Origin of the sequence: Streptomyces filipinensis (assembly GCF_014649495.1) — a bacterium.
GTDB classification, from domain to species: Bacteria; Actinomycetota; Actinomycetes; order Streptomycetales; family Streptomycetaceae; genus Streptomyces; species Streptomyces filipinensis.
On record NZ_BMTD01000010.1, the window covers coordinates 49440 to 69013 of the forward strand.

Genomic DNA, 19574 nt, shown 5'->3' on the forward strand with positions numbered 1-19574 from the left:
CGGGTCTTTCCCCATCGGCCGGTACGGACTCGCCACGCCCCGTAGGATCTCGGCACGGACCTGGGCCGAGCGCGGACGTCGCAGGGGAGCGAAGTGCGGTTGACGCTGGCGGAGTTGATGGAACTGCGGGTGCCGCCCCCGGAACTCGCCGAGCGGGTGCTGGGCCCCGTTCGGGACCGGGCCGCGGCCGGTCCGCCCGCGGACCTCGCGCCGGGGGAACGGCAGTCGTGGTACGCGATGGTGGGCGCGGTCTGCGAGCGGCTGGGCGATCCGGACGGCACCGTGCGCCACTTCCGCGCCGCCCTGACGGAGCTCGACGGTGACAGCGACGACCGGCCTGACGCGGAGTTCCGCCTCGGCGTCGCCCTCCACTCGCGGTTCACGGAGCGCGGGGACCTCGACGACGCCCGGGAGGCGATCGGCCTGTTCCGGGCGGTGCTGGCCGTGGCCGACGAAGGCACCTGGCCGCGCCTCATGGCCGCGGCGCACCTGGGGCGGTGCCTGGCCGACCGGTTCGCGGCAGACGGGGACCCGGCCGACCTGAAGACGGCCCGGGCCCTGCTGGAGCGGGAACTCGACACCGCGGGCGAGGCGCCCTCGGCCGGCGACGAGGACCCCGAGGAACTGCACACCTGGATCTCCGCCCTCGACGTGCTGGGCGAATGCCTGCGTGAACAGGCCGAACTCGACCACGACGAACGCCTGCTGACCCACGCCCTCGACCGTGCCCGAAAGGCGCTGGACCTCGCGGGCGACGACCCCGGCCTGCGCGCCGCACCGGAGAAGGGGCTCGCCCGCACCCTGCTCGTACGGGCCGTGTGGCGCAAGTCGGAGGAGGACTTCGACGAGGTGATCCGGCTGCTCGATCCCTGCGGGCCGGTCGCCCAGGCGGAGAACCCGGCGGCGCGCGCGGTGAACCTGGGCATCGCCCACTTCGAGCGTTACCGCCTGCTGGGCACCCGCGACGGCCTGGCACGGGCCCGCACGGCACTCGAACGGGCTCTGGCCGGACTGCCACAGGGTTCCACCGCGCGCGCCGGAGCGCAGCTCAACCTCGCGGTCGTACTCCGGGAGACCGCCGCCGCTTCGGCCGACGGGGCCGAACTGCTCGACCGGGCGGTGGAGTTGGCCGAGGAGGCGGCCGCGACCCTGCGATCCCGGTCCCCGCTGTACCTCGCTGCCACCGTCGCCGCGGCCGAGGCGCGGATCGCCCGGCAGGCGCAGGGCGGAGGCGGCGGCACGCAGGAATGGGAGGAAGCCTGCCGGAAGCTGGAGGCGGCGGCACCGTATCTGCCGCCCGGGGGCGGACAGCTGGTCGCCTCCTTCCGCGACGCCTGGGGCAGCGCGCTGGTCCGGCTCGCGGGCCTCACCTCCGACGCCGACGCCCTGGACCGGGGCGTGGATCTGCTGCGGCGGGCGCTGGCCGATCCGGGCGGGCTGCCCGACCGGCCCCGGACGGCGGGGAACCTCGCGGTCGGGCTGTACGAGCGGTTCCTCGCGCGCGGCTCGATGGGCGACCTGGACGAGGCCGTCGCGCTGTGGCAGGAGGCCGCGGACCGGAGGCGCCCGGGATCCCCGCACACCGTCACCGCGCACAGCGGGCTGGCCGTGGCCCTGCACCAGCGGTACGAGCGGCGTGGCACGGCCGCCGACCTGGACGAGGCGGTGGAGCGGCTGCTGGCCGCTGCGGCGCAGCCCGCGGACCCGGCGGAACGCCGAGCCGTCCTGAACAACCTCGGCCATGCCCACCAGGCGCGCTACGAGGCCACCGGCGATCCCCGGGAACTGGCCCGCGCGGTGGCCGCCCAACGGGAGGCCACCGCCCAGGGCGGTCCGGAGGCGGGCTCGCCCGTGAACGCCCGCATCGGACTGGCACTCGCGTTGGGCGCGCAGGCGGAACGCACCGGTTCGGCGGCGCTGGCCGAGGAGGCCGCGGGCCACGCCGAGGCGGCCCGCGCCGAGGCCCACCCCGCGTCGCGGACCTGGGTGTCGGCCGTGTTCGTACGGGCCGGGCTGTGCCGGCTGCGCCATGCGCTGACCGCCGATCCGGAGCTGCTGGAGGAGGCCGAGGAGGGCTACCGGCAGGGCTACGAGGTGGCCCGTGACCGGTATCCGGCCGCCGCGGCGGAAGGCGCGATGGAGTGGGGCCTGTGGCAGACCCGGCTGGAGCGGCATCCGCAGGCCGTGGCCGCCTTCGACCTCGCCGAGCAGGCGGTGGGACGGCTCGTGGCCGAGCAGGGACAGCGCGCGGCCAAGGAGACCTGGCTGCGCACCTCGCGCGGTCTCCCCGCCGCGGTGGCCGTGGCGGCCTGGCGGTCCGGCGACGCGGTCGGCGCGGTCACCCGCCTGGAACACACCCGGGCCCTGCTGCTGGCCGAACGCCTGCGGCTGGGCCGGACGGCCGACGGCCCGACCGGCACGGACGCGCGCATCGGCAGCGGCACCGTCGTCTACCTCGTTCCCGGCGCGGAAACAGGCGTGGCCTTCACCGTCGCGGAGTCGGCCGTAGGGGCCACGCCCCTCGACGGACTGGGCGCGACCGCGCTCGCCCCCTGGCAGGACGGGACGTGGCGCGACAGCGAGCGGCTCGACCGGTTCGCCCGGTGGGCCTGGGAGGACGTCCTGGCCCACGTGGTGCCCGGGCAGGGCGCGCCGTTCACCCTGATCCCCGTGGGAGAGCTGGTGCACCTGCCGTGGCAGACGGCGTACGCCGCACCCGGCGCCGGACGGCCGCCCCGGTTCCTGCTCGACGGCCACGCCGTCGGCTTCGCGCCCTGCATGCGCGTGCTGCCCACGGGCGGACCCGCCTGGGCACCCCGGTACCTCGGAGTGGCGGTCGGGCGCGGCACCGGCCTGCGTGCACTCCCCTTCGCCGAGCGGGAGGTACGGGCGGCCGCCGGCCGGTTCGACGAGTCCCTGGTGCTGGTGGACGAGGAAGCCACACCCGAGCGGGTGCTGGAGTGGCTCCGACAGGGCGGTGGCGTCGCCCACTTCGCCTGCCACGCCGAGACGGACCCCGCCGAGCCCCTGTCCTCCGCGCTCGTCCTCGGCGGCGGCGCGCGCCTCGCCGTACGGGATCTGCTCGACCTGCGCGCCGGACTCGACCTGGTGATCCTCTCCGCATGCGCCACCTCCGTGGCGGGCCGGGAGCTGCCCGACGAGGTGGTCGGCCTGCCGAGCACCCTCATCGGCGCCGGCGCGCGGGGGGTGGTGTCGGCGTCCTGGCCGGTCAACGACCTCGCCGCGTGCCTGGTGATGACCGGCTTCGTCGACCGGTGGGCCGAAGGGACAGCACCGGCGGAGGCGCTGCGTGCCGCCCAGGTCGCGCTACGGGACCTGCCGCACGGCGCGCTGGCCGAGCGACTGCGCGTGCTGCGCGGCCCGGACGTCGCGAAGGCCCCGCCCGCCCCGCCCCCGCAGGCCCCCGCCCGCCCCTTCGCATCGCTCTCCGACTGGGGGGCGTTCACCTACACGGGCCATGCCGGCACCGGTTCACCGGACGGACGGCCCCGACGGAACCCCACGGGAGAGCACCGATGAGCGCAGCGTCCCCCCTGCCCTATCAGCACGGCACCGACCCGCAGTTCGCGCAGCGCGCCGCGGTCACCTTCTCCCTGGAGGACTTCGGCTCCGCGCTCGTGCTGTCCGGGCCTTGCCCGCGGTGCGGTCAGGAGATGGAGTTCACGCTGGTGAAAGAACTGTTCCGGGACGGCGCGGGAGCGGTTGCGGCACCCGGCCGTCCGGTCGTGATGTTCTGTACGGCCGAGGCGGTGTACGACGGCTCCCCGGACGGCGGGCCCGGCTGCGGTGCGTTCTGGAGCCTGAAGCTCCCGGCCGGAGCGGGCGGATGAGCGGGGGTCTGCTGCCCGGACCCACCCCGACCGCCGCCCAGCTGCGCCGGGCCAGATCGGTGCGCCGGGCCCTGGAGCGGGAGCTGGACCGGGTCCGCGAGGCCGCCGTGGCCTGGCGCAACGGGCTCGGTGCGATCCTCGCCGGACTCGTGGGGTTCAGCCTGATCAAAGGCCGCAGCGACGTCGGACAGATCACCCCCGGCTGGGCCACGGCCGTCGGACTGCTGCTCCTGGCCGCCCTGACGGTGGGGGGAGCGGGCGCCTTCTGCCTGCTGCGCGCCGCGCACGGTCGTCCGTACGCCCGCTGGCTGTCCGAGGCCGACGACGCGACCGGGCGGCCGCTGGAGGTCGAGGACCACGACGAGGCACTGGCCAGTGCCCGCTTCCTGCGCACGGGCACCGTGCTGACCTGTCTGTGCACGGCACTGCTGGTCACCGCGGTCGGAGTGACCTGGTACGCCCCGCCGAAAGACCCTCCGGGGCTGCTGGTCCGGCAGGGCGCCACCTCCCTGTGCGGAGAGGTCGTCTCGGCCGGCCGGGGAACGGTCGTGCTGAAGGTGGGGGGTGTCGCCACGACCGTGGTCCTGTCCCGGGCCGACTCCCTCACCCCGGTCGCCTCCTGCCCCGCGCCCGCCGCCGGGTAGGCGGCGGGTCAGCCGGCGGACACCCTGCCATGCTTCACGACGTAGTGCGCGGGCCGGGAGCAGCCGATGGACGGAGTGACCAGCAGGCTCACGGTGAGCGGCGCGGGCTCCGTGCTCGCGGTCGAGAACGCGCAGACGGCACCGCTGCCCGTGAGCGGGTACCAGAACCACCCGTCGACGTCGCCCACGGTGACCCGGTCCGACTCCTTCCAGCCGCCGTCGGTGCGCGTGTAGACGCGCAGTCGCACGGAGGCGGCGTACTGGTCCTGCGTCGACCGCAGCGCGGTCAGCGTGACCTTGTAGTCGCTGCCGAGGACGGACGAGGCGATCAGCCGGCTCCGCGGCGCCGCGGCCTCGGCGGCGGACGTTCCGGCACCGGCGGTCCCGAGGGCCGCCGCCATGAGGAGGGCGCCGGCCGCGGTCGCGAGGGTGCGGCTGGGGTTGCGGACGATGCTCATGTGTTCCCCCTGGGGTGAGTTGTACGGAAGGCCGGGTGGGTCCGTACGGTGGTTGAGACCGGCCGCGGGGCCGGAGAGTTGCACGGGCGGGCGAGGAGAACGGCCGCGCCGTACGCACGACGTTCGCGTCGGGACGGCGGGCGCCCGATCGGCCGGCAACGCACGCGACCCCCCCGCACGTCGAGGCCTCTTTCCGCCACCTCCCACGCCCTGACCGTGCCGTGCGCTGGAGTCCGCCGTTGCCCGGAACGTCGCACGGTGTGGCCGTCGTAGCCCCTCGTCGGCCCCGGAGACGGTGCGGCGCCGCACCAGCACCACCTGCGTGTGGCCGAATCGGACATCTGACGTGCGTTCGGAAACGGCCATACTCAGGGCTGGGCAATCCGCCCCATTCCTACGTCCGGAGGCCACCCATGCCCCAGACCCGCGTGTCCCACACCGCCGTGATCGAAGCCTGGCTGTCGGGCGCCGAGAGCGCGTACGGCCAGTCCAACCCCGCCGGGCCGCTGTACGTCGGCGGCACGGCTGCCGAGGCCGCACTGACCGACCCGAGCGACTCCCTCTACGGCTTCTGTTCCAGCCCGAGCGGATCGCACGGCAGTTGGTGCTGCTGACACGTCGGCCTCGCCCTTCGAGGCATTCGGTGCCCTGTGAGGGCCTGCGCTTGCGTAGCGCTTTCTCGGGGTGAGTTTCTGCGAGCAGGAGTGTGGGGGACGGGTCTGGTGAAACGATTCCCCACGCTCCGTCCGGGCGCCTTCGAGGCGCGTCGACGGTGGCACGGGGAAGGCGGACGGTGAGCGGTTCGGGGCTGGAGACGCGAGACCAGGCGGAATGGTTCACCCAACCCGTACGAGGCATCGCCCGGCCCTGGCGGGACGAACTGGCCCGGCGGCTGGCCGACGTGGACGCACTCGGCCGGGGAGAACGGGACGTGGTGCTGGAGGCCGGCCACACCGCCCTCCTCAGGTCCTTGCACGCCAAGCTCTCCCGCCTGTTCCTGATCGAGTTGCACGCGCTGCGCCTGACGGCGGGTGACGTGGGAACGGCGGGTGCCGGGGAGCCCGTCACCGACAAGGAGACCTGGTCCGCGTTCATCGAGCAGGCCAGCGACCCGGGCTACCTCGACCGGCTGGCCGGCCGGTACCCGAGCCTCGGCCGGCGGATCGCGTCCGTGGCGCGGCTGTCGGTGGCGGCGACGGCGGCGTTCGCGACACGGCTCGCCGCGGACCGTTCACTGCTGGCGCCGTTGCTGGGCCGCTCACCGGGAGAGCTGCGCGCGGTCGGTTTCGGCGCGGGCGACAGCCACCGGGGCGGACTGACCGTCAGCCGGGTCGACCTCGCGGGCGGAAGCGTCATGTACAAGCCCCGGCCGTCCGGAATCGACGTGGCACTGGGCGCCCTGCTGGACGAGCTGTTCGCGGACTTCCCCGGTGCCCCGGCGGCGGACGAGCGCATCCGCGTGCCGCGCACGCTGGCGCGTGAGGGCTACGGCTGGGCCGAGTTCGTCCCCCACCGGTACTGCGTGGACGACGCCGAACTCGCCGCGTTCTACCGCGCTGTCGGACACTGGCTGGCCGTCCTCCGGTTCACCGGCGGCACCGACATGCACGCCGAGAACATGATCGCCGCCGGTCCGGTGCCGGTGATCGTGGACGCCGAGACACTCTTCGACGCCCCGGCGCCGTTCCCGCCCGGCGACCGGGGCGACGCGGTGGACGTGGCCGCGGCGGCGATTCGCCGTACGGTGCTGCGGACCGGACTGCTGCCCGTGCGCGGCACCGGATTCGCACTCGGCGGAGTGGACATCTCCGGGGTCGGGGCGCTGCCCGGCCAGCAGCCGCTCATCCCGAACCCGGTGATCGCGGACGGCGGCACCGCGGCGGCCCGTTTCCAGGTGGACCTGGTGGCGATGCCCGCCACCGGCAACCACCCCAGCCCCACACCCGTCCTGAGCACGTACTGGGACCGGATCCTCACCGGCTTTCGCGAGATGACCGCGCACCTGCACCGGCCCGGCCGGGACCCGTACCGGCTGCTGCAGCGCTTCGAGGGCACCCAGGCGCGGCGTATCCGGCGGCCGACGCAGGCGTACGTCGACATCGGGCGGATGCTGTGGCATCCGGCGTCGTTGCACGACGAGGCGGCAGCGGTCGAGCGGGCCCGGGACATCCTGCGGCGCAACGCCGAGGTGCTGCCCGGAGCGCCCGCCGACCGGGCGACCCTCGACAGCGAGATCGCGGACCTGCTGGCCGGGGACGTACCGATGTTCACCTTCGCCGTGGACGCGACGTCCGTACACGACACGGTCGAGGACTGGCGCACCGCCGATCTGGCGCTGGAGGAGGCGGTGATCCAGGACGCGCTGGTGGGTGCCTACCTCAACGAGCGTTCGCTGCCCGCCCGGGTGCAGGCCGCCGCCCGCGACCCGCACGCGCGCGACCGGGAGCGGCGCCGCCGGGACCTGGCCGCGCAGATGGTACGGCGGCTGTGCGACGGCGCGGTGCGCGGCGCGGACGGTACCGTCACCTGGATCAGCCCCGTCTTCACTCCCGCCGGATGGTCCATCCGGGTGCTGCCCGCCGACCTCTACACCGGGCAGGGCGGGGTCGCGCTGACGCTCGCGGAGTACCTGACCGAGGTACGGGCCGGCCGGGCCGACGACATCCCGGGCGTGGCCGAGACGTTCGAGGGCGCCCTGCGCGTGCTGCTCGGCACCGAGGACCGCACGCCGACGCCGTCGGCCGGAGCCTTCAGCGGCGCCGCTTCCCAGGTGTGGACCTGGCTGGCGCTGCACCGGGTGCTCGGCGAGGACTCCCTGCTGGAGCGGGCCGCCGAGCGCGCCCGGCTGCTCACCGAGGGCGCTGAGCTGGTCGAGAACGACATCGAGGTGGACCTCCTCAACGGGGCCGCGGGCGCGATCGTCCCCCTGCTCGACCTGGCCACCGCGACCGGGCAGGACCGGTGGCTCGCCGCCGCCGCACACATCGGGCGCCGGCTGACCGGGCTGGCCGCGCTCGACGAGAGCGGCGCCCGCTGGACGACCCGGCTCAACCCCGAGGGCATCGGCGGCTTCGCCCACGGCGCCACCGGCATCGGCTGGGCGCTGGCCCGGCTCGCCCTCAGCGACGCCGGCTCCGTGGCCGAACGCGACGGCTGGAGGCACCTGGCTCAGCAGGCCTTCGCCTTCCAGGAGTCGCTCTGGCGGCCCGGACAGGGCAACTGGCTCGACGTCCGGATCGGAGCCGAGGAGGACTTCTTCACCAGCTGGTGCCACGGCAGTGCGGGAATCGGCATCGGCATGCTCGACCTGCACCGGCGCACGGGCGATCCCGTCCACCTCGACATGGCCGAACGCGCCGCACGCGCCTGCGCCGCCGAGGGCTTCGGGTGGAGCCACACCCTCTGCCACGGCGACCTCGGCCTCTGGGAGTTCCTCACCTCCCTGGGCTTCGGCGACCCGCTCGACCTCGACGCGGAGATCCTCACCGGTCTCGAACAGCGCGGCCCCGTCGGCGGCCTGGCCCGCGAGGCGTTCTCGCCCAGCCTCATGTCCGGCCTCGCCGGTGTCCTGCACACGCTCCTGCGCATGCATCCCGCGGCGGACCTGCCCAACTGCCTGCTCCTGGACTGAAGCCGGAACAGCGGCCGGGCACCGGGCGGTCCGTGACCGTGAAGGTGCGGCGAGCGTCTGCCGCGTAGGGCGTGGACGGCCTGACACCGGGCGCGCGAGGGGACGAGCCGATCGTTCCGCCCCGGGGGCGGGACAGGCACCTGGGACGCGGCCTCGCCGCCTGGCATGATCGATGGGTGACCAGTGGATCCGCGGGGCCCGCCCGCACGAAGTACGTCCTGTTCGATGTCGACGGCACGTTGATCGACGCGGTGAGCAACCAGCGCCGGGTCTGGGGGACATGGGCGGAGCGCTACGGGCTGGACGCGGACGACGTCTACCGGGTGGCGCTGCGGACACGGCCCATGGAGACCTTCGCCCAGGTCGCCCCGGACCGGGATCCCCGCGCGTGCCTGGCCACGCTGCACGAGCTGGAGGACGAGGACGTCCGGTCCGGCGTCTACGCGGCTTTCGACGGTGCGTCGGAGCTGCTGCACGGGCTGCCGCCCGGATCCTGGGCGCTGGTGACCTCGAACTACGAGCACCGGGTGCGCGGCCGCTTCCTGCGGACCGGCTTGCCGGTGCCGGACCTGATAGTCGACGCCGCCGCCGTCGAGGAGGGCAAGCCCTCGCCCGTCCCGTATCTGCGGGCCGCCGAGCGGCTGGGTGCCGAGCCGGGAGACTGTCTGGTCATCGAGGACGCCCCGTCCGGAGTGCGGTCCGGACGGGGGGCCGGGATGACGGTCTGGGGCGTGAACACCGATGTCGCGGTGGAAGGCGTGCACCGCCACTTCGCCAGTCTGCGTGAGGCGGTCCCGCACATCCTGGACTTCGCGACCGGCGGATCGCGTACCCGGCAGCGGGAGGGATGCGGGGTCAGCCGAGTGTGAGAAGGCCCGCTTCGAGCACGGCGTGGCCGAAGGGGCTCCCGAGTTCGGCCAGGCGCTCACAGCCGCCCTCACCCAGGGCGGCGTAGGCCGGAAGGGCCAGACGGTCGGTGCGCTCCTCGATCTGGCGGCGCAGGAGCACGCCAGCCGGGCTGAGGGAGTCGCCGTCGAGGAGGCCTCGCTCGCGCAGGCGCTCCTGGGTGCCGGCCCACTTGTCCTCGGGCCAGGCACGGCTCGCCTTCAGGAAGTCGACGGGAATCTCATCGGTGGCGGCGTGCAGAACCAGGGCCTCCAAGCCCCCGACGCCCTCGCTGAGCAGACACGCGACATGGCCGTCCCCACGGAACTCCCGGAGCAGCGTCTGGGCGTGCCACAGCTGCAGCACCGGCTCCTGCGGCCAGGGCAGCGCGGCGTGCGCGGCGAACAACGGGCGGCCCTCCGCGTGTTCACAGGCCGCCTCGGCTGCCCGGCGGGTCAGCTCCACGACCTCCGCCAGGTGCGGCAGCTCGTGGATCCCGGCCCGCCGCAGCGCTTCGCCCGCCGCCGCGTACCGCGCCTCCAGCACCTGCTGCGGCGTCGTCGCGTCCCAGGCCCCGTCGAGTGCCTGGCGCACCAGATCGGGATTGAAGTTGTAGAAGGTCGAGATGACCAGCTCGGCGGATGCCCGGCCGAACGCGGCGCTCCGCGAGGCGAAGTACCCGGCGCGTGCGCTCAGTCCCAGGTCTCCGTACCGTCGCCGTGCCTCCGGGACGAAGTAGATCATGCCGTGTACGGGTTCGAGTCCGCGCCAGGCCGCACGCGCTGCCTTCATGGGTCACCTCTTCGGGAAGTCGGCGAACGGGGTGTGCGCTGCTGTTCCGTACGCACCGGGCGTCCGCGCAGCATACCAACTGGTCGGTAGCCTTCAGTGGGGAGAGTGGCCTGTCAAGGGCGTGAGCCGGCCTCATGTGTGCGGCGTGTCCCATAACACTTGGACGGCATGTGACATTTCATATGGGACCATGCCGCGCCGCCCCCTGACGGAAGGCCCTCGCCGCTCCCTACCATCCGCGCCATGGATCTAGAGGTACGGCACTTGCGTGTGATCTGCGCGATCGCGGAGGCCGGAAGCCTGACCCGTGCCGCCGCGTCACTGCGTATGACCCAGCCGGGGCTCAGCGCCCAACTCCGGCGTATCGAAGCCATGCTGGGCGGAGCGATCTTCGACCGAGGGCAGGCGGGAGCCGTACCCACCGCCTTGGGTGAACTGGTCCTGCCCCGGGCGCGGGCCATCCTGCCGGGCATCGACGGCCTGCTCTCCGACACCGTCCGCGCGGCTCGCTGCGGAACCACCCCGGGCCGGATACGCCTCGGGTCGGCGGGCGCGCCGCTGCTCACCGAACTCATCGTGGCGACCAGGGAGTTGATCCCCGGCGCGGAGGTGACGACCCGGTGCCGGCGCTCCCCCTCGCCCCTGCTGGACGACCTCGCGGCGGGACGGCTGGAGGCGGCGGTACTCGGCGACAACCCCGGCCATGAACTCCCGCCGCGCGAGGCGGTCGTCCTGTGCCCGGTCGCCACCGAGCCCGTCTTCGCCCTCCTGCCGTCCGCCCACCCGCTCGCCGCGGGTGACGAGGTGCGCCTGGAGGAACTCATCGGGGAGGACTGGGCCCTGCCCCACCCGGACGGTGATCGCACCCGGGAGTACTGGTCGTCCGTCTTCTCCCGGACGGGCCGTCAGCCTCACGCTCCCTACGAGGCCGAAGGCCAGCAACTGATCGACGTGGTGCGGGCGGGGCTGGCCGTCAGCCTGTGCCAGGCGACCTTCACCGAGGTGCCCGGCGTCGCGGTGCGCCCCCTCTTCCGCAGCCCGCTCTGGTACCGCCATGTACTCGGCTGGCGCCGCGACGGGCCGCTGGCCGCACACGGCGACGTGGTCGTCCGCAGGGTGGCCGAGGGGTACCTCGCCGCCTGCGCCGCCGCACCGGCGTACGCGCGATGGCGGCGCCGCCATCCGGAGCTGCCGCGGTTGTCCGGGAGAGCCGGCGGTCTCACTGCTTGGTGATCGAGATCTCGTCCTGGAGCGCGTCGCCGCCCTCGACGTCGATCCGGACACGCGTGGCCGGGTCGGTGAAGGACTGGCCGGGGCGGAAGGCCGCCATGTCCAGTGCCCGGCAGCCCGGGGGCGGGGTGGCGCCGGGATCGCCGTTCACGATCCGGACCGGGCCGTAGCCGGTCTGGAGGGAGGTGTCCACCTGGTAGATCAGCACTCCGGTGGAGCAGGCCTGCCCGTCCGCGCCGACGGCCCTGCGGGATTCGGCGACGTACGCGGTGGTCTCGCCGGTGCGGATCACCGCGATCTTCGTACCGCCGGGGCTTTCCACGGCCCTGAGGCGGACCGTGCGGCTTCCGCTCGCGGGCAGGCAGGCGACCTGGCGGTCGTCGATCCAGCCGAACTTCCACCGCTCCCAGCCGAGGTGCTGCGGGGCGGCGCCGGCGATGTCGCCCATGAGGTCCCAGCCGCCGACGAAGCGGTGGTAGTCGGTGCCGGTGAAGGCGTACAGATCGGGCAGTCCGAAGGTGTGGCTGGTCTCGTGGTCGGCGACCTTGAAGCCCCAGTGCCACATGTCCTGCCCGAACGTCACGGCCCACTTGATGCGTGTGCCGTCGGCGCTGACGCCCGCGGTCGTGGGGTCGTACAGGTACGTCGGCGAGAAGCTGATCGCGGAGGCGGACCTCACCGGGACGACGTAGACCATGTCGAACCGGGAGAAGTCGGTGTACGGGTCGGCTGCGGCCACCGCCTGCCGGACGTACGCCTCGTGCTGCTCGAAGGTGATTCCGCGCTGGAAGCCGTAGCTGGTGGAGTCCTGCGGCATCCGGATCCACCGGCCCAGCGGGGTGATGTCCAGCGTGGTCCGTCCGTAGGAGTCGCGCTTCATCCAGTCGGCGGCCGGGGCGAGTTGCCGGTAGTAGCCGGAGGTGGAGCCCGAGGCCTGGGCGTCGGGGAAGTCGACGAACAGCATCAGCACGTGTCTGGTGCCGAGGGGGCGCTGGAACTGGGTGGTGTAGTCGGTGGTGTGGCCCTCGTCCGTCCAGCCGGTCCGGCCGGGAAGGGCGCACTCCGTGGCCGGAGCCGCGCCGTGCTCGGGCACGGCGAGCACGGGCCGGGCGGTGGCCGCGGCCTGGGCGGCGGTCGGGGCCGCGGCGGCGGCGCCGAACGACAGGAACGCCGTCGCGGCGGCACCCGCGGCAAAGGCCCTGAGCCTGTGGGGGGATCCGGACATGTCTCCTCTTCTCTCCTGCGGCCGGTCCGTCTCGTCCGGTCGGTGCGGGGATGTCAGGCGCGTCCGGCGGCCATGTCCATCAGACGGGACAGCACACCTTCGCCGGACGCGCTCACCCCGTCGTGCTCCCACTCGTTGGTGACCCAGGCACGCAGCCCGCCGACCGACCGCGCGGTCGGCAGTGACAGCTCCGGCGGGACGTACATGTCGTCGTGATAGATCGCGGCGGCCACCGGCACCTGGTTGGCCGCCAGCCGCGGCGGCGAGTACAGCTCGGGCCAGTCGGCTCGTTCGGCCAGCAGCCGGACCGCGTCGCGGAACGGCCGCAGCCCGGCGATCTCCTCGAACATCCAGGGATAGATCATCTCGCCGGTGAACAGCAGCGGGTCGGCGTCCTCGGCGAACTCCGGGCGGCCGGCGAGCGCGCGGGCGGCGGCCCAGTCCGTGGGCCGCCCGCCCTGTGCGAAGCAGGCCTCCTGCAGCACGGCGAACAGGGGATTGTCGACGAGCCCGGTCAGGTTCGTCACCTGCTGCAGGAAGGTCGCCGAGAGTGCGCCGTCGGTGCCGAGGGCTTCGTCCAGCAGCCAGTGCAGGCGCTGTGCTCCGTCGCCCATGCCCAGCATCAGACCGAGGGTGCGCAGCCGCCGGACGGTGAGCCGGTCTCCGTCGGGCAGCCGGACGGTCCGGCGGTCGAGCAGGTCGGCGATGCGCCGGACCAGATCGCGGTCACCCGGGTGACGGGCGTAGAACGCGGTCACCTTCTCCCTGACCCGGGGGTACGTGGCCCCGTACACGTCGTCGGCGGTGGCGTCCAGGCCGGGCAGGCCGCCGGTGATGTAGCAGGAACGCAGTCCTTCGGGGGCCTGGGACAGGTAGGTCAGGGTGACGAAGCCGCCGTAGCTCTGGCCGAGTGTCTCCCATGGCTCGTCGCCGCACAGCTCGTGCCGGATCAGCTCCGCGTCGGCGACGATCGAGTCCGCGCGGAAGAGAGCCAGGTGTCCGGCCAACTCGCCGGCATCGGAGAACCGCTCGGCCGACCGGGCCGTCACCGGCGTGCTCCGGCCGGTGCCGCGCTGGTCCAGCAGCAGCACCCGGTGGCTCCTGAGGGCACGGGTGAGCCACCCGGTGGCGGCGTTCAGCGGTCGGGGCGACTTGCCTCCGGGGCCGCCCTGCAGGAACAGCAGCCAGGGGAGCCGCTCGCCGGCGCGGGCCGGGTCGGACAGTTCCCGGGCGAACACCTGGATCGAGGATCCCGCGGGGTCGGCGTGGTCGAGCGGCACGGTGAAGGTGTGGTCGGTCACGGCGAGACCGGGCAGGCGGTAGCTGAGGCTCATCAGGTCCTTCCCTCGGGATAGTGGCAGGCGACCTCGTGGCCCGAGGCGATCGTGCGCAGGAGGGGCCGCTCGGCGGCACAGCGGTCGGCCGCCCGGGGGCAACGCGTGCGGAACGGGCAGCCGCTGGGCGGAGCGAGCGGACTGGGCAGGTCACCGCGCAGCACGATCCGCTCACGGGCCCGTTCGGCGTCCGGGTCGGGCAGCGGTACGGCCGAGAGCAGGGCGTGCGTGTACGGGTGCGCGGCGCGGCCGTAGAGCGTGTCCCGGTCGGCCGTCTCCACGACCGTGCCCAGGTACATCACGGCGACGCGCGTGCTGATCTGGCGGACCGCGCCGAGATCGTGCGCGATGAACACGTAGGCGAGCCCGTACTCCTGCTGCAGGTCCTTGAGCAGGTTGAGGATCTGGGCCTGGACCGACACGTCGAGCGCCGAGACGGGCTCGTCGCACACCACCAGCCTCGGCCGCAGCGCCAGCGCCCGGGCGATCCCGATGCGCTGCGCCTGGCCGCCGGAGAACTCATGGGGGTAGCGGGCGGCGTGCTCCGGCCGCAGGCCCACCCGCTCCAGCAGCTCCTCCACCGGTTCGTCGGGGGTCAGCCCCTGGTAGCGGTACGGGGCGGTCAGGATCTGCCGGACGGTGTGACGGGGGTTGAGCGAGGAGTACGGATCCTGGAAGATCATCTGCAGGTCGCGGCGCACGGGCCGCATCAACCGCCCGTCCAGCGTGGTCAGTTCCCGTCCGGACACCGAGACCGTGCCCGAGGTCGGCTCGATGAGCCGGGTCAGCAACCGGGCGACGGTGGACTTGCCGCAGCCGGACTCGCCGACCAGACCCAGTGTCTCTCCCGCGTCCACCCGCACCGACACACCGTCGACCGCCCTGACCTGTCCGGCGAGCCGTCTGGTCAGGCCGTGCCGTACCGGGAACCGCTTGACCAGGTCGCGCGCCTGCAGCAGCGGTGCGTTCACGCGGTCACCTCCCGTGCCGACAAGGTGGGCAGCCGGTCGGGCAGCGGCCCGTCGACCCGGGGCACACAGGCGAGCAGGCCCTTGGTGTAGGTGTCACGCGGACGGTAGAACACCTCGCGGACCGGGCCCCGTTCGACCGCACGGCCGCCGTACATCACGACGACCTCGTCGGCCAGTCCGGCGACCACGCCCATGTCATGGGTGATGAGCATGACGGCGGTGCCGGACATCTCCCGCAGCTCCCGCAGCAGTTCCAGGATCTGGGCCTGCACGGTCACGTCGAGCGCGGTGGTCGGTTCGTCGGCGATGAGCAGGTCGGGCTCCAGGCACAGGGCCATCGCGATCATCACGCGCTGGCGCATACCGCCGGAGAACTCGTGCGGATACGCGCGGGCACGCCGCTCGGGCTCGGGAATGCCGACCCGGTCCAGCATCCGCACCGCGACCCGGTGCCCCTCGCGGCGCCCGGCCCGCCGGTGCGCACGGTAGGCCTCGGCGATCTGGAAGCCCACCGGGTAGTAGGGGTTCAGACAGGACAGCGGATCCTGGAAGATCATCGCGATCCGGTCGCCACGCAGCCGGCGCAGCGACCGCCCGTCCAGTCCGGTCAACCGCCGGCCGTCGAACCGGACTTCACCCGTGACACGGGCATCCGGCAGCAGACCCATGACGGCCAGGCTGGTCACGGACTTGCCGCTGCCGGACTCACCCACCACGCCGAGCACCGCCCCGGCGGCCAGGTCCAGATCGAGTCCGTCGACGGCGCGTACGCCGCCCGCGAAGTCCACGGTCAGATCACGTACGGTCAGCAGGGTCATCCCACGGCCCTCACTCTCGGGTCCAGGAGCGCGTAGACCAGGTCCACCGCGACGTTGGCGAGCACGACGAACGACGCGGCGAAGAGCGTCACCCCGAGGATCACCGGCTGGTCGGCGCTGTTGATCGCATCGGCCGCGAGCTTGCCCACACCAGGCAGACCGAAGACGGACTCGGTGATGAGCGCGCCGCCGAGGAGCGCGCCGAGGTCCATGCCGAAGATCGTCACGATGGGCATCAGCGCCGGCCGCAGCGCATGGCGACGTAGCACGGCCGGCTCGGACAGGCCCTTGGCGCGGGCGGTGCGGACGTAGTTCTGGCCGAGGCTGTCCAGCATCTCGCCGCGGGTGATCCGGGCATAGATGCCGGCGTAGAGCATCGCCAGCGTGATCCACGGCATGACCATCGACCCCGCCCAGCCGACCGGGTCCGCGGTGAGCGGGACCGCCTGCGGATAGGGCAGCAGACCGAGCTTGACGACGAGGAGGTACTGCAGCACCAGCGCGGTGAAGTACACGGGCAGCGAGACCCCGCCCAGCGCCGCCGTCATCGCCGCCCGGTCCCACAGGCTGCCCCGGCGCAGTGCCGAGACCACCCCCGCCGTGACCCCGACGATCAGCCACAGTGCCGCCGCGCCCACGGCGATGGAGACGCTGACCGGCAGCCGGTCCGTGAGCATCCGCCACACCGGCTGATCCGTCTGGAAGCTGAAGCCCAGGCAGGGGGCAGGGCAGTTCACGGCATGTGCCCCCGTGCCGAAGCCGCGGCCGGCCACGATGCCGACGAGATAGTCGCGGAACTGCACGAACACCGAGTGGTTCAGACCGAGCGTGGTGCGGATCTCGGCGATCCGCTCCGGGCTGCAGGCCTTTCCGCAGGCGCCCTGGGCCGGGTCGGCGGGCATCAGATAGAAGATCGCGAAGGTGGCCGCGCAGACCACCAGCAGGATCGCCGCCGTCGCGGCCAGCCTGCGCAGGACATAGAGGATCATCGTCGGCGGCTCCGGGGATCGAGTGCGTCCCGTACCGCGTCACCCAGCACGTTGAAGGCGAGCACGGTGACGAACAGGAAGACGCCCGGGACGAGGAAGTAGACGGGGTCGGCGGCGTACCACGGCACGGCGGAGGCGATCATCTGCCCCCACGAGGGGGTCGGCGGGCGCACTCCGATGCCGAGGAAGGACAGGCCCGCCTCGGTGGCCACGTAGCCGGGGATCGACATGGTCGCGACCACGAGGACCGGCCCGCTCAGATTGGGCAGTACCTCCCGGGCCAGCAGCGCGCGCCGGGAGGCGCCCAGCACCCGCGCCGCGGCCACGAACTCACCCCGCGCGAGCACCATGGCCTGCCCGCGCACGATCCGCCCGACGTACGGCCACCCGAAGAAGCCGAGCACGACGACCAGCAGCAGCTGCCGGTTCACACCCGGCGCCGCGGAGATCAGCGCGATCATGAAGATGAGGGCGGGAAAGGACATGAGCAGGTCCATCAGCCTGCCGACGACGGTGTCGGTCCAGCCGCCGAAGAACCCGGCGACCAGTCCGAGCGCCGTGCCGAGCGCCACCGACACCGCGGTGGCGAGCAGGGCGATCAGCAGTGAGACCCGGGCGCCGTAGACGACCCGGGCGAGGATGTCCCGGCCGCTGCCGGGCTCGACGCCCAGCCAGTGCGTGGCGCTGATCCCGCCCCCGGTGCCGCGGGGCAGTCCGCCGAGCGCCGGATCCACCGCTTCGGAATGGAAGTCGGTCGGGGAGGTGCCGGCGGCCCAGGCGATCAGCGGGGCCGCGAGGGCGACCAGCACCAGGAGCACGACCACCGTCAGCGCGACCGCGGCGGAGCGCTGGGCCAGCAGCCGGCGCAGCAGGGACGACTCGCGCGGTCCGACGTGCGGTGGTGCGGCGGACGGCACCGGGGCGGGAAGGGTCCCGGTCACTTGCGCAGCCCCAGCGAGACCAGGTCCAGCTCGCCGACGTAGGCGATGTGCCCGTAGGCGCCGCTGACATGAGGTCCGGTCAGGACGGCTGCCTTGTCCCACAGGAAGGGCACGACCGGCGCGTCCCGCATGATGTGCCGGGCCAGTTCTCCGTACGCCGTCGCGGCGGCGGCCGGGGTCTTCATCCGGGCGATCGCGTCGATGCGGGCGTTGACGGTGGGCGAGTTGTACTGGGCGTGGTCGTTGTTGCCCTCGGGGGTGATCAGCCGGCCGTCGAACACGAGGGGCAGATAGGTGGAGGCGCCGGGCCAGTCGGGGGTCCAGCCGTCGATCACCAGGTCGTGCTCCTGGGAGGTGTTCCCGACGGTGCTGTAGAACGCCGACGAGCTGATCGCGTTGATGGTCACCTTGATCCCGGCCCTGGCCAGGGACGCCTGTACGGCCTCGCCCTGCGTCTGTCCGCCCGCGGTGGCCGGGGTGTCGAGCGTGAGGGTCAGGCCCGAGGTGTGGCCCGCCTGGGCGAGCAGCGCCTTGGCCTTGGCCGGGTCGCCCTTGCCGCCGGGGCTCGGGAAGGGGTCGTCGGGGACGGCGCCGGGGAGCGACGGCGGCAGCAGGGTGGTGGCCAGTTTGCCGGCGATCGGGCCGCCCCGGGCGGTGCGCAGCGCGTCCTTGTCCAGCGCGTAGGCGATCGCCCGCCGCACCCGGACGTCGTCCAGCGGTTTGTGCCGGGTGTTGATGCTCAGGTAGCGCGTGTTGATCGACTCGCCGGTGACCAGTCGCGCCCGTACCGCGGGGTTGGCCATCACCGGCCCGACCGAGGCCGGACCGAGGGGCGCGAAGGCGACGGCGTCCGCGTCCTGTCCCTGAGCGGCGATGAGCCGCTGGTCGACGACGGCCGGATCGAGGTCGAGATCGATCACGATCTTGTCCGGCAGGCCTTTGCGCACCGTGTCGGTGGCCCGGCTCCAGTGCGTGTTCCGGACCAGCGTGAGCCGCTTCTTGGGTTCGAAGTCCCCGATCTTGTACGGGCCGGACGAGAACGGCCTGCTGTCGTAACGGACCCCGGTGTCCTTGTCCCGCGGAACCGGGGCGAAGATCGGCAGCGACACCGCCGAACCGAAGTCGGCCACCGGCCGGTCGAGCCGGAAGACGATCGTCCTGTCGTCAGGCGTCCGGATCGAGGCGAGCCCGCGCCTGTCCTTGTAGGGGCCGTGGTAACTCCGGCCTCCCGCAAGCCACATCCGTGCGTACGGCGGCCCTTCGGGGAGTTCCGCGGCGAACGTCCGCTCGACCCCGTACTTGACGTCCCGGCTGGTGATGGGCCGCCCGTCCTCGAACTTCACCCCCGCCTTGAGCGTGAAGGTCCAGGTGCGGGCATCGGCGCTCGGCCGTCCGGTGTCCGTCGCCAGATCGGGCACGATCCTTCCTCCGGCCGGCCCGGGTGCCGCCGCGTATGTCGTCAGCGTCCGGTAGAGGAGGCGGCCCACGTCCTCGGAGGACGTGACGTAGTTGCGGGCCGGGTCCAGGTGCTCCAGGTCGGTGCTGGACAGCACGTGCAGGGTGCCTCCCCTGCTCGCAGGTCCGCCCTGCCCGTCGCCTCCGCCGGCTCCTCCGCAGCCGGCGACGGCGACGAGCCCGAGGGCGGCGGCCATGACCATCCCGGATCGTCGTGCTCTCACGATTGAGCTCCTATGTGATGTGACATTGCACAGCGGGCTTGGGCCAAGGGTGGAGGGGCCCGGTCCCGACGACCAGCTCTCGAATCCCCAGAACATCGGGTTATGGACGCAGGGAGCGGGCCGAAC

The 19574-nt window shown here is 73.3% G+C and carries 16 protein-coding genes; 7 read left to right on the plus strand and 9 right to left on the minus strand.

All coding sequences use genetic code 11. From position 1 onward, the window contains the following. The first annotated feature begins 93 nt into the window (after nucleotides 1–93). The 3 genes from IE244_RS22245 to IE244_RS22255 are packed head-to-tail and all read left to right on the plus strand — an operon-like array spanning nucleotide 94 to nucleotide 4495. Entirely contained in the window at nucleotides 94–3540 is a 3447-nt protein-coding gene (locus IE244_RS22245; protein WP_191875323.1) for a CHAT domain-containing protein, read from the plus strand. Next, the gene (locus IE244_RS22250) at nucleotides 3537–3851 is read left to right on the plus strand and encodes a hypothetical protein (RefSeq protein ID WP_191875324.1); all 315 of its coding nucleotides are present in this window, start codon (nucleotides 3537–3539) and stop codon (nucleotides 3849–3851) included. Before IE244_RS22245 ends, IE244_RS22250 begins: the two co-directional genes overlap by 4 nt. Next, entirely contained in the window at nucleotides 3848–4495 is a 648-nt protein-coding gene (locus tag IE244_RS22255; protein ID WP_191875325.1) for a hypothetical protein, read from the plus strand. The genes IE244_RS22250 and IE244_RS22255 overlap by 4 nt, the downstream gene beginning before the upstream one ends. Before the next feature lie 8 nt (nucleotides 4496–4503). Here the strand turns inward: IE244_RS22255 and IE244_RS22260 are convergent, their stop codons facing one another. Further along, on the minus strand, nucleotides 4504–4953 hold the full coding sequence (locus IE244_RS22260) for a hypothetical protein (RefSeq protein WP_191875326.1): 450 nt from the start codon (nucleotides 4951–4953) through the stop codon (nucleotides 4504–4506). 413 nt (nucleotides 4954–5366) lie between these two features. Here IE244_RS22260 and IE244_RS22265 point away from each other — a divergent pair, with 413 nt between their 5' ends. From IE244_RS22265 to IE244_RS22275, 3 genes are all read left to right on the plus strand, one after another. Then, nucleotides 5367–5567 (plus strand): DUF6229 family protein, encoded by a 201-nt coding sequence (locus tag IE244_RS22265; RefSeq protein ID WP_031163102.1) that lies wholly within the window; start codon nucleotides 5367–5369, stop codon nucleotides 5565–5567. A gap of 179 nt (nucleotides 5568–5746) precedes the next feature. Further along, nucleotides 5747–8584 (plus strand): type 2 lanthipeptide synthetase LanM family protein, encoded by a 2838-nt coding sequence (locus IE244_RS22270; RefSeq protein ID WP_229854273.1) that lies wholly within the window; start codon nucleotides 5747–5749, stop codon nucleotides 8582–8584. A gap of 176 nt (nucleotides 8585–8760) precedes the next feature. Beyond that, nucleotides 8761–9453, plus strand: a complete 693-nt coding sequence (locus IE244_RS22275; RefSeq protein WP_191875327.1) for an HAD family hydrolase — start codon at nucleotides 8761–8763, stop codon at nucleotides 9451–9453. On the opposite strand, the gene IE244_RS22280 is transcribed toward IE244_RS22275, so the two are convergent. After that, complete coding sequence (locus tag IE244_RS22280) at nucleotides 9440–10261, minus strand: SCO6745 family protein (protein ID WP_191875328.1); 822 nt, start codon at nucleotides 10259–10261, stop codon at nucleotides 9440–9442. The genes IE244_RS22275 and IE244_RS22280 overlap by 14 nt on opposite strands. A 243-nt stretch (nucleotides 10262–10504) precedes the next feature. Between IE244_RS22280 and IE244_RS22285 the strand changes: the two genes are divergently transcribed. Next, nucleotides 10505–11494, plus strand: a complete 990-nt coding sequence (locus IE244_RS22285) for a LysR family transcriptional regulator (RefSeq protein ID WP_191875329.1) — start codon at nucleotides 10505–10507, stop codon at nucleotides 11492–11494. Here the strand turns inward: IE244_RS22285 and IE244_RS22290 are convergent. From IE244_RS22290 to IE244_RS22320, 7 genes are read right to left on the minus strand one after another with little or no spacing between them, the layout of a single operon-like run. After that, nucleotides 11481–12716, minus strand: a complete 1236-nt coding sequence (locus IE244_RS22290) for a M6 family metalloprotease domain-containing protein (protein WP_191875330.1) — start codon at nucleotides 12714–12716, stop codon at nucleotides 11481–11483. The two genes, IE244_RS22285 and IE244_RS22290, sit on opposite strands and share 14 nt — an antisense overlap. 53 nt (nucleotides 12717–12769) lie before the next feature. Then, a complete protein-coding gene (locus tag IE244_RS22295; protein ID WP_191875331.1) occupies nucleotides 12770–14050 on the minus strand; it encodes an alpha/beta fold hydrolase in 1281 nt (426 codons plus the stop codon). Then, entirely contained in the window at nucleotides 14050–15021 is a 972-nt protein-coding gene (locus tag IE244_RS22300) for an ABC transporter ATP-binding protein (protein ID WP_229854274.1), read from the minus strand. The genes IE244_RS22295 and IE244_RS22300 overlap by 1 nt, the downstream gene beginning before the upstream one ends. Then, on the minus strand, nucleotides 15018–15839 hold the full coding sequence (locus IE244_RS22305) for an ABC transporter ATP-binding protein (RefSeq protein ID WP_191875332.1): 822 nt from the start codon (nucleotides 15837–15839) through the stop codon (nucleotides 15018–15020). The genes IE244_RS22300 and IE244_RS22305 overlap by 4 nt, the downstream gene beginning before the upstream one ends. Beyond that, nucleotides 15836–16828, minus strand: coding sequence for an ABC transporter permease (locus IE244_RS22310; protein WP_191875333.1), 993 nt, complete (start codon nucleotides 16826–16828; stop codon nucleotides 15836–15838). Before IE244_RS22310 ends, IE244_RS22305 begins: the two co-directional genes overlap by 4 nt. Further along, nucleotides 16825–17769 (minus strand): ABC transporter permease, encoded by a 945-nt coding sequence (locus IE244_RS22315; protein ID WP_191875334.1) that lies wholly within the window; start codon nucleotides 17767–17769, stop codon nucleotides 16825–16827. Before IE244_RS22315 ends, IE244_RS22310 begins: the two co-directional genes overlap by 4 nt. Then, nucleotides 17766–19448 carry an ABC transporter substrate-binding protein gene (locus IE244_RS22320; RefSeq protein WP_229854275.1) on the minus strand — a complete coding sequence of 561 codons (1683 nt, stop codon included), beginning with the start codon at nucleotides 19446–19448 and terminating at the stop codon, nucleotides 17766–17768. The genes IE244_RS22315 and IE244_RS22320 overlap by 4 nt, the downstream gene beginning before the upstream one ends. Nucleotides 19449–19574: the final 126 nt, after the last annotated feature.

What these genes read in the sequence shown, in the direction of transcription:
- IE244_RS22260 (WP_191875326.1), bottom strand. Translation starts at nt 4,953, where the DNA reads ATGAGCATCGTCCGCAACCCCAGCCGCACCCTCGCGACCGCGGCCGGC.
- IE244_RS22290 (WP_191875330.1), bottom strand. Translation starts at nt 12,716, where the DNA reads ATGTCCGGATCCCCCCACAGGCTCAGGGCCTTTGCCGCGGGTGCCGCC.
- IE244_RS22305 (WP_191875332.1), bottom strand. Translation starts at nt 15,839, where the DNA reads ATGACCCTGCTGACCGTACGTGATCTGACCGTGGACTTCGCGGGCGGC.
- IE244_RS22265 (WP_031163102.1), top strand. Translation starts at nt 5,367, where the DNA reads ATGCCCCAGACCCGCGTGTCCCACACCGCCGTGATCGAAGCCTGGCTG.
- IE244_RS22295 (WP_191875331.1), bottom strand. Translation starts at nt 14,050, where the DNA reads ATGAGCCTCAGCTACCGCCTGCCCGGTCTCGCCGTGACCGACCACACC.
- IE244_RS22255 (WP_191875325.1), top strand. Translation starts at nt 3,848, where the DNA reads ATGAGCGGGGGTCTGCTGCCCGGACCCACCCCGACCGCCGCCCAGCTG.
- IE244_RS22280 (WP_191875328.1), bottom strand. Translation starts at nt 10,261, where the DNA reads ATGAAGGCAGCGCGTGCGGCCTGGCGCGGACTCGAACCCGTACACGGC.
- IE244_RS22250 (WP_191875324.1), top strand. Translation starts at nt 3,537, where the DNA reads ATGAGCGCAGCGTCCCCCCTGCCCTATCAGCACGGCACCGACCCGCAG.
- IE244_RS22310 (WP_191875333.1), bottom strand. Translation starts at nt 16,828, where the DNA reads ATGATCCTCTATGTCCTGCGCAGGCTGGCCGCGACGGCGGCGATCCTG.
- IE244_RS22285 (WP_191875329.1), top strand. Translation starts at nt 10,505, where the DNA reads ATGGATCTAGAGGTACGGCACTTGCGTGTGATCTGCGCGATCGCGGAG.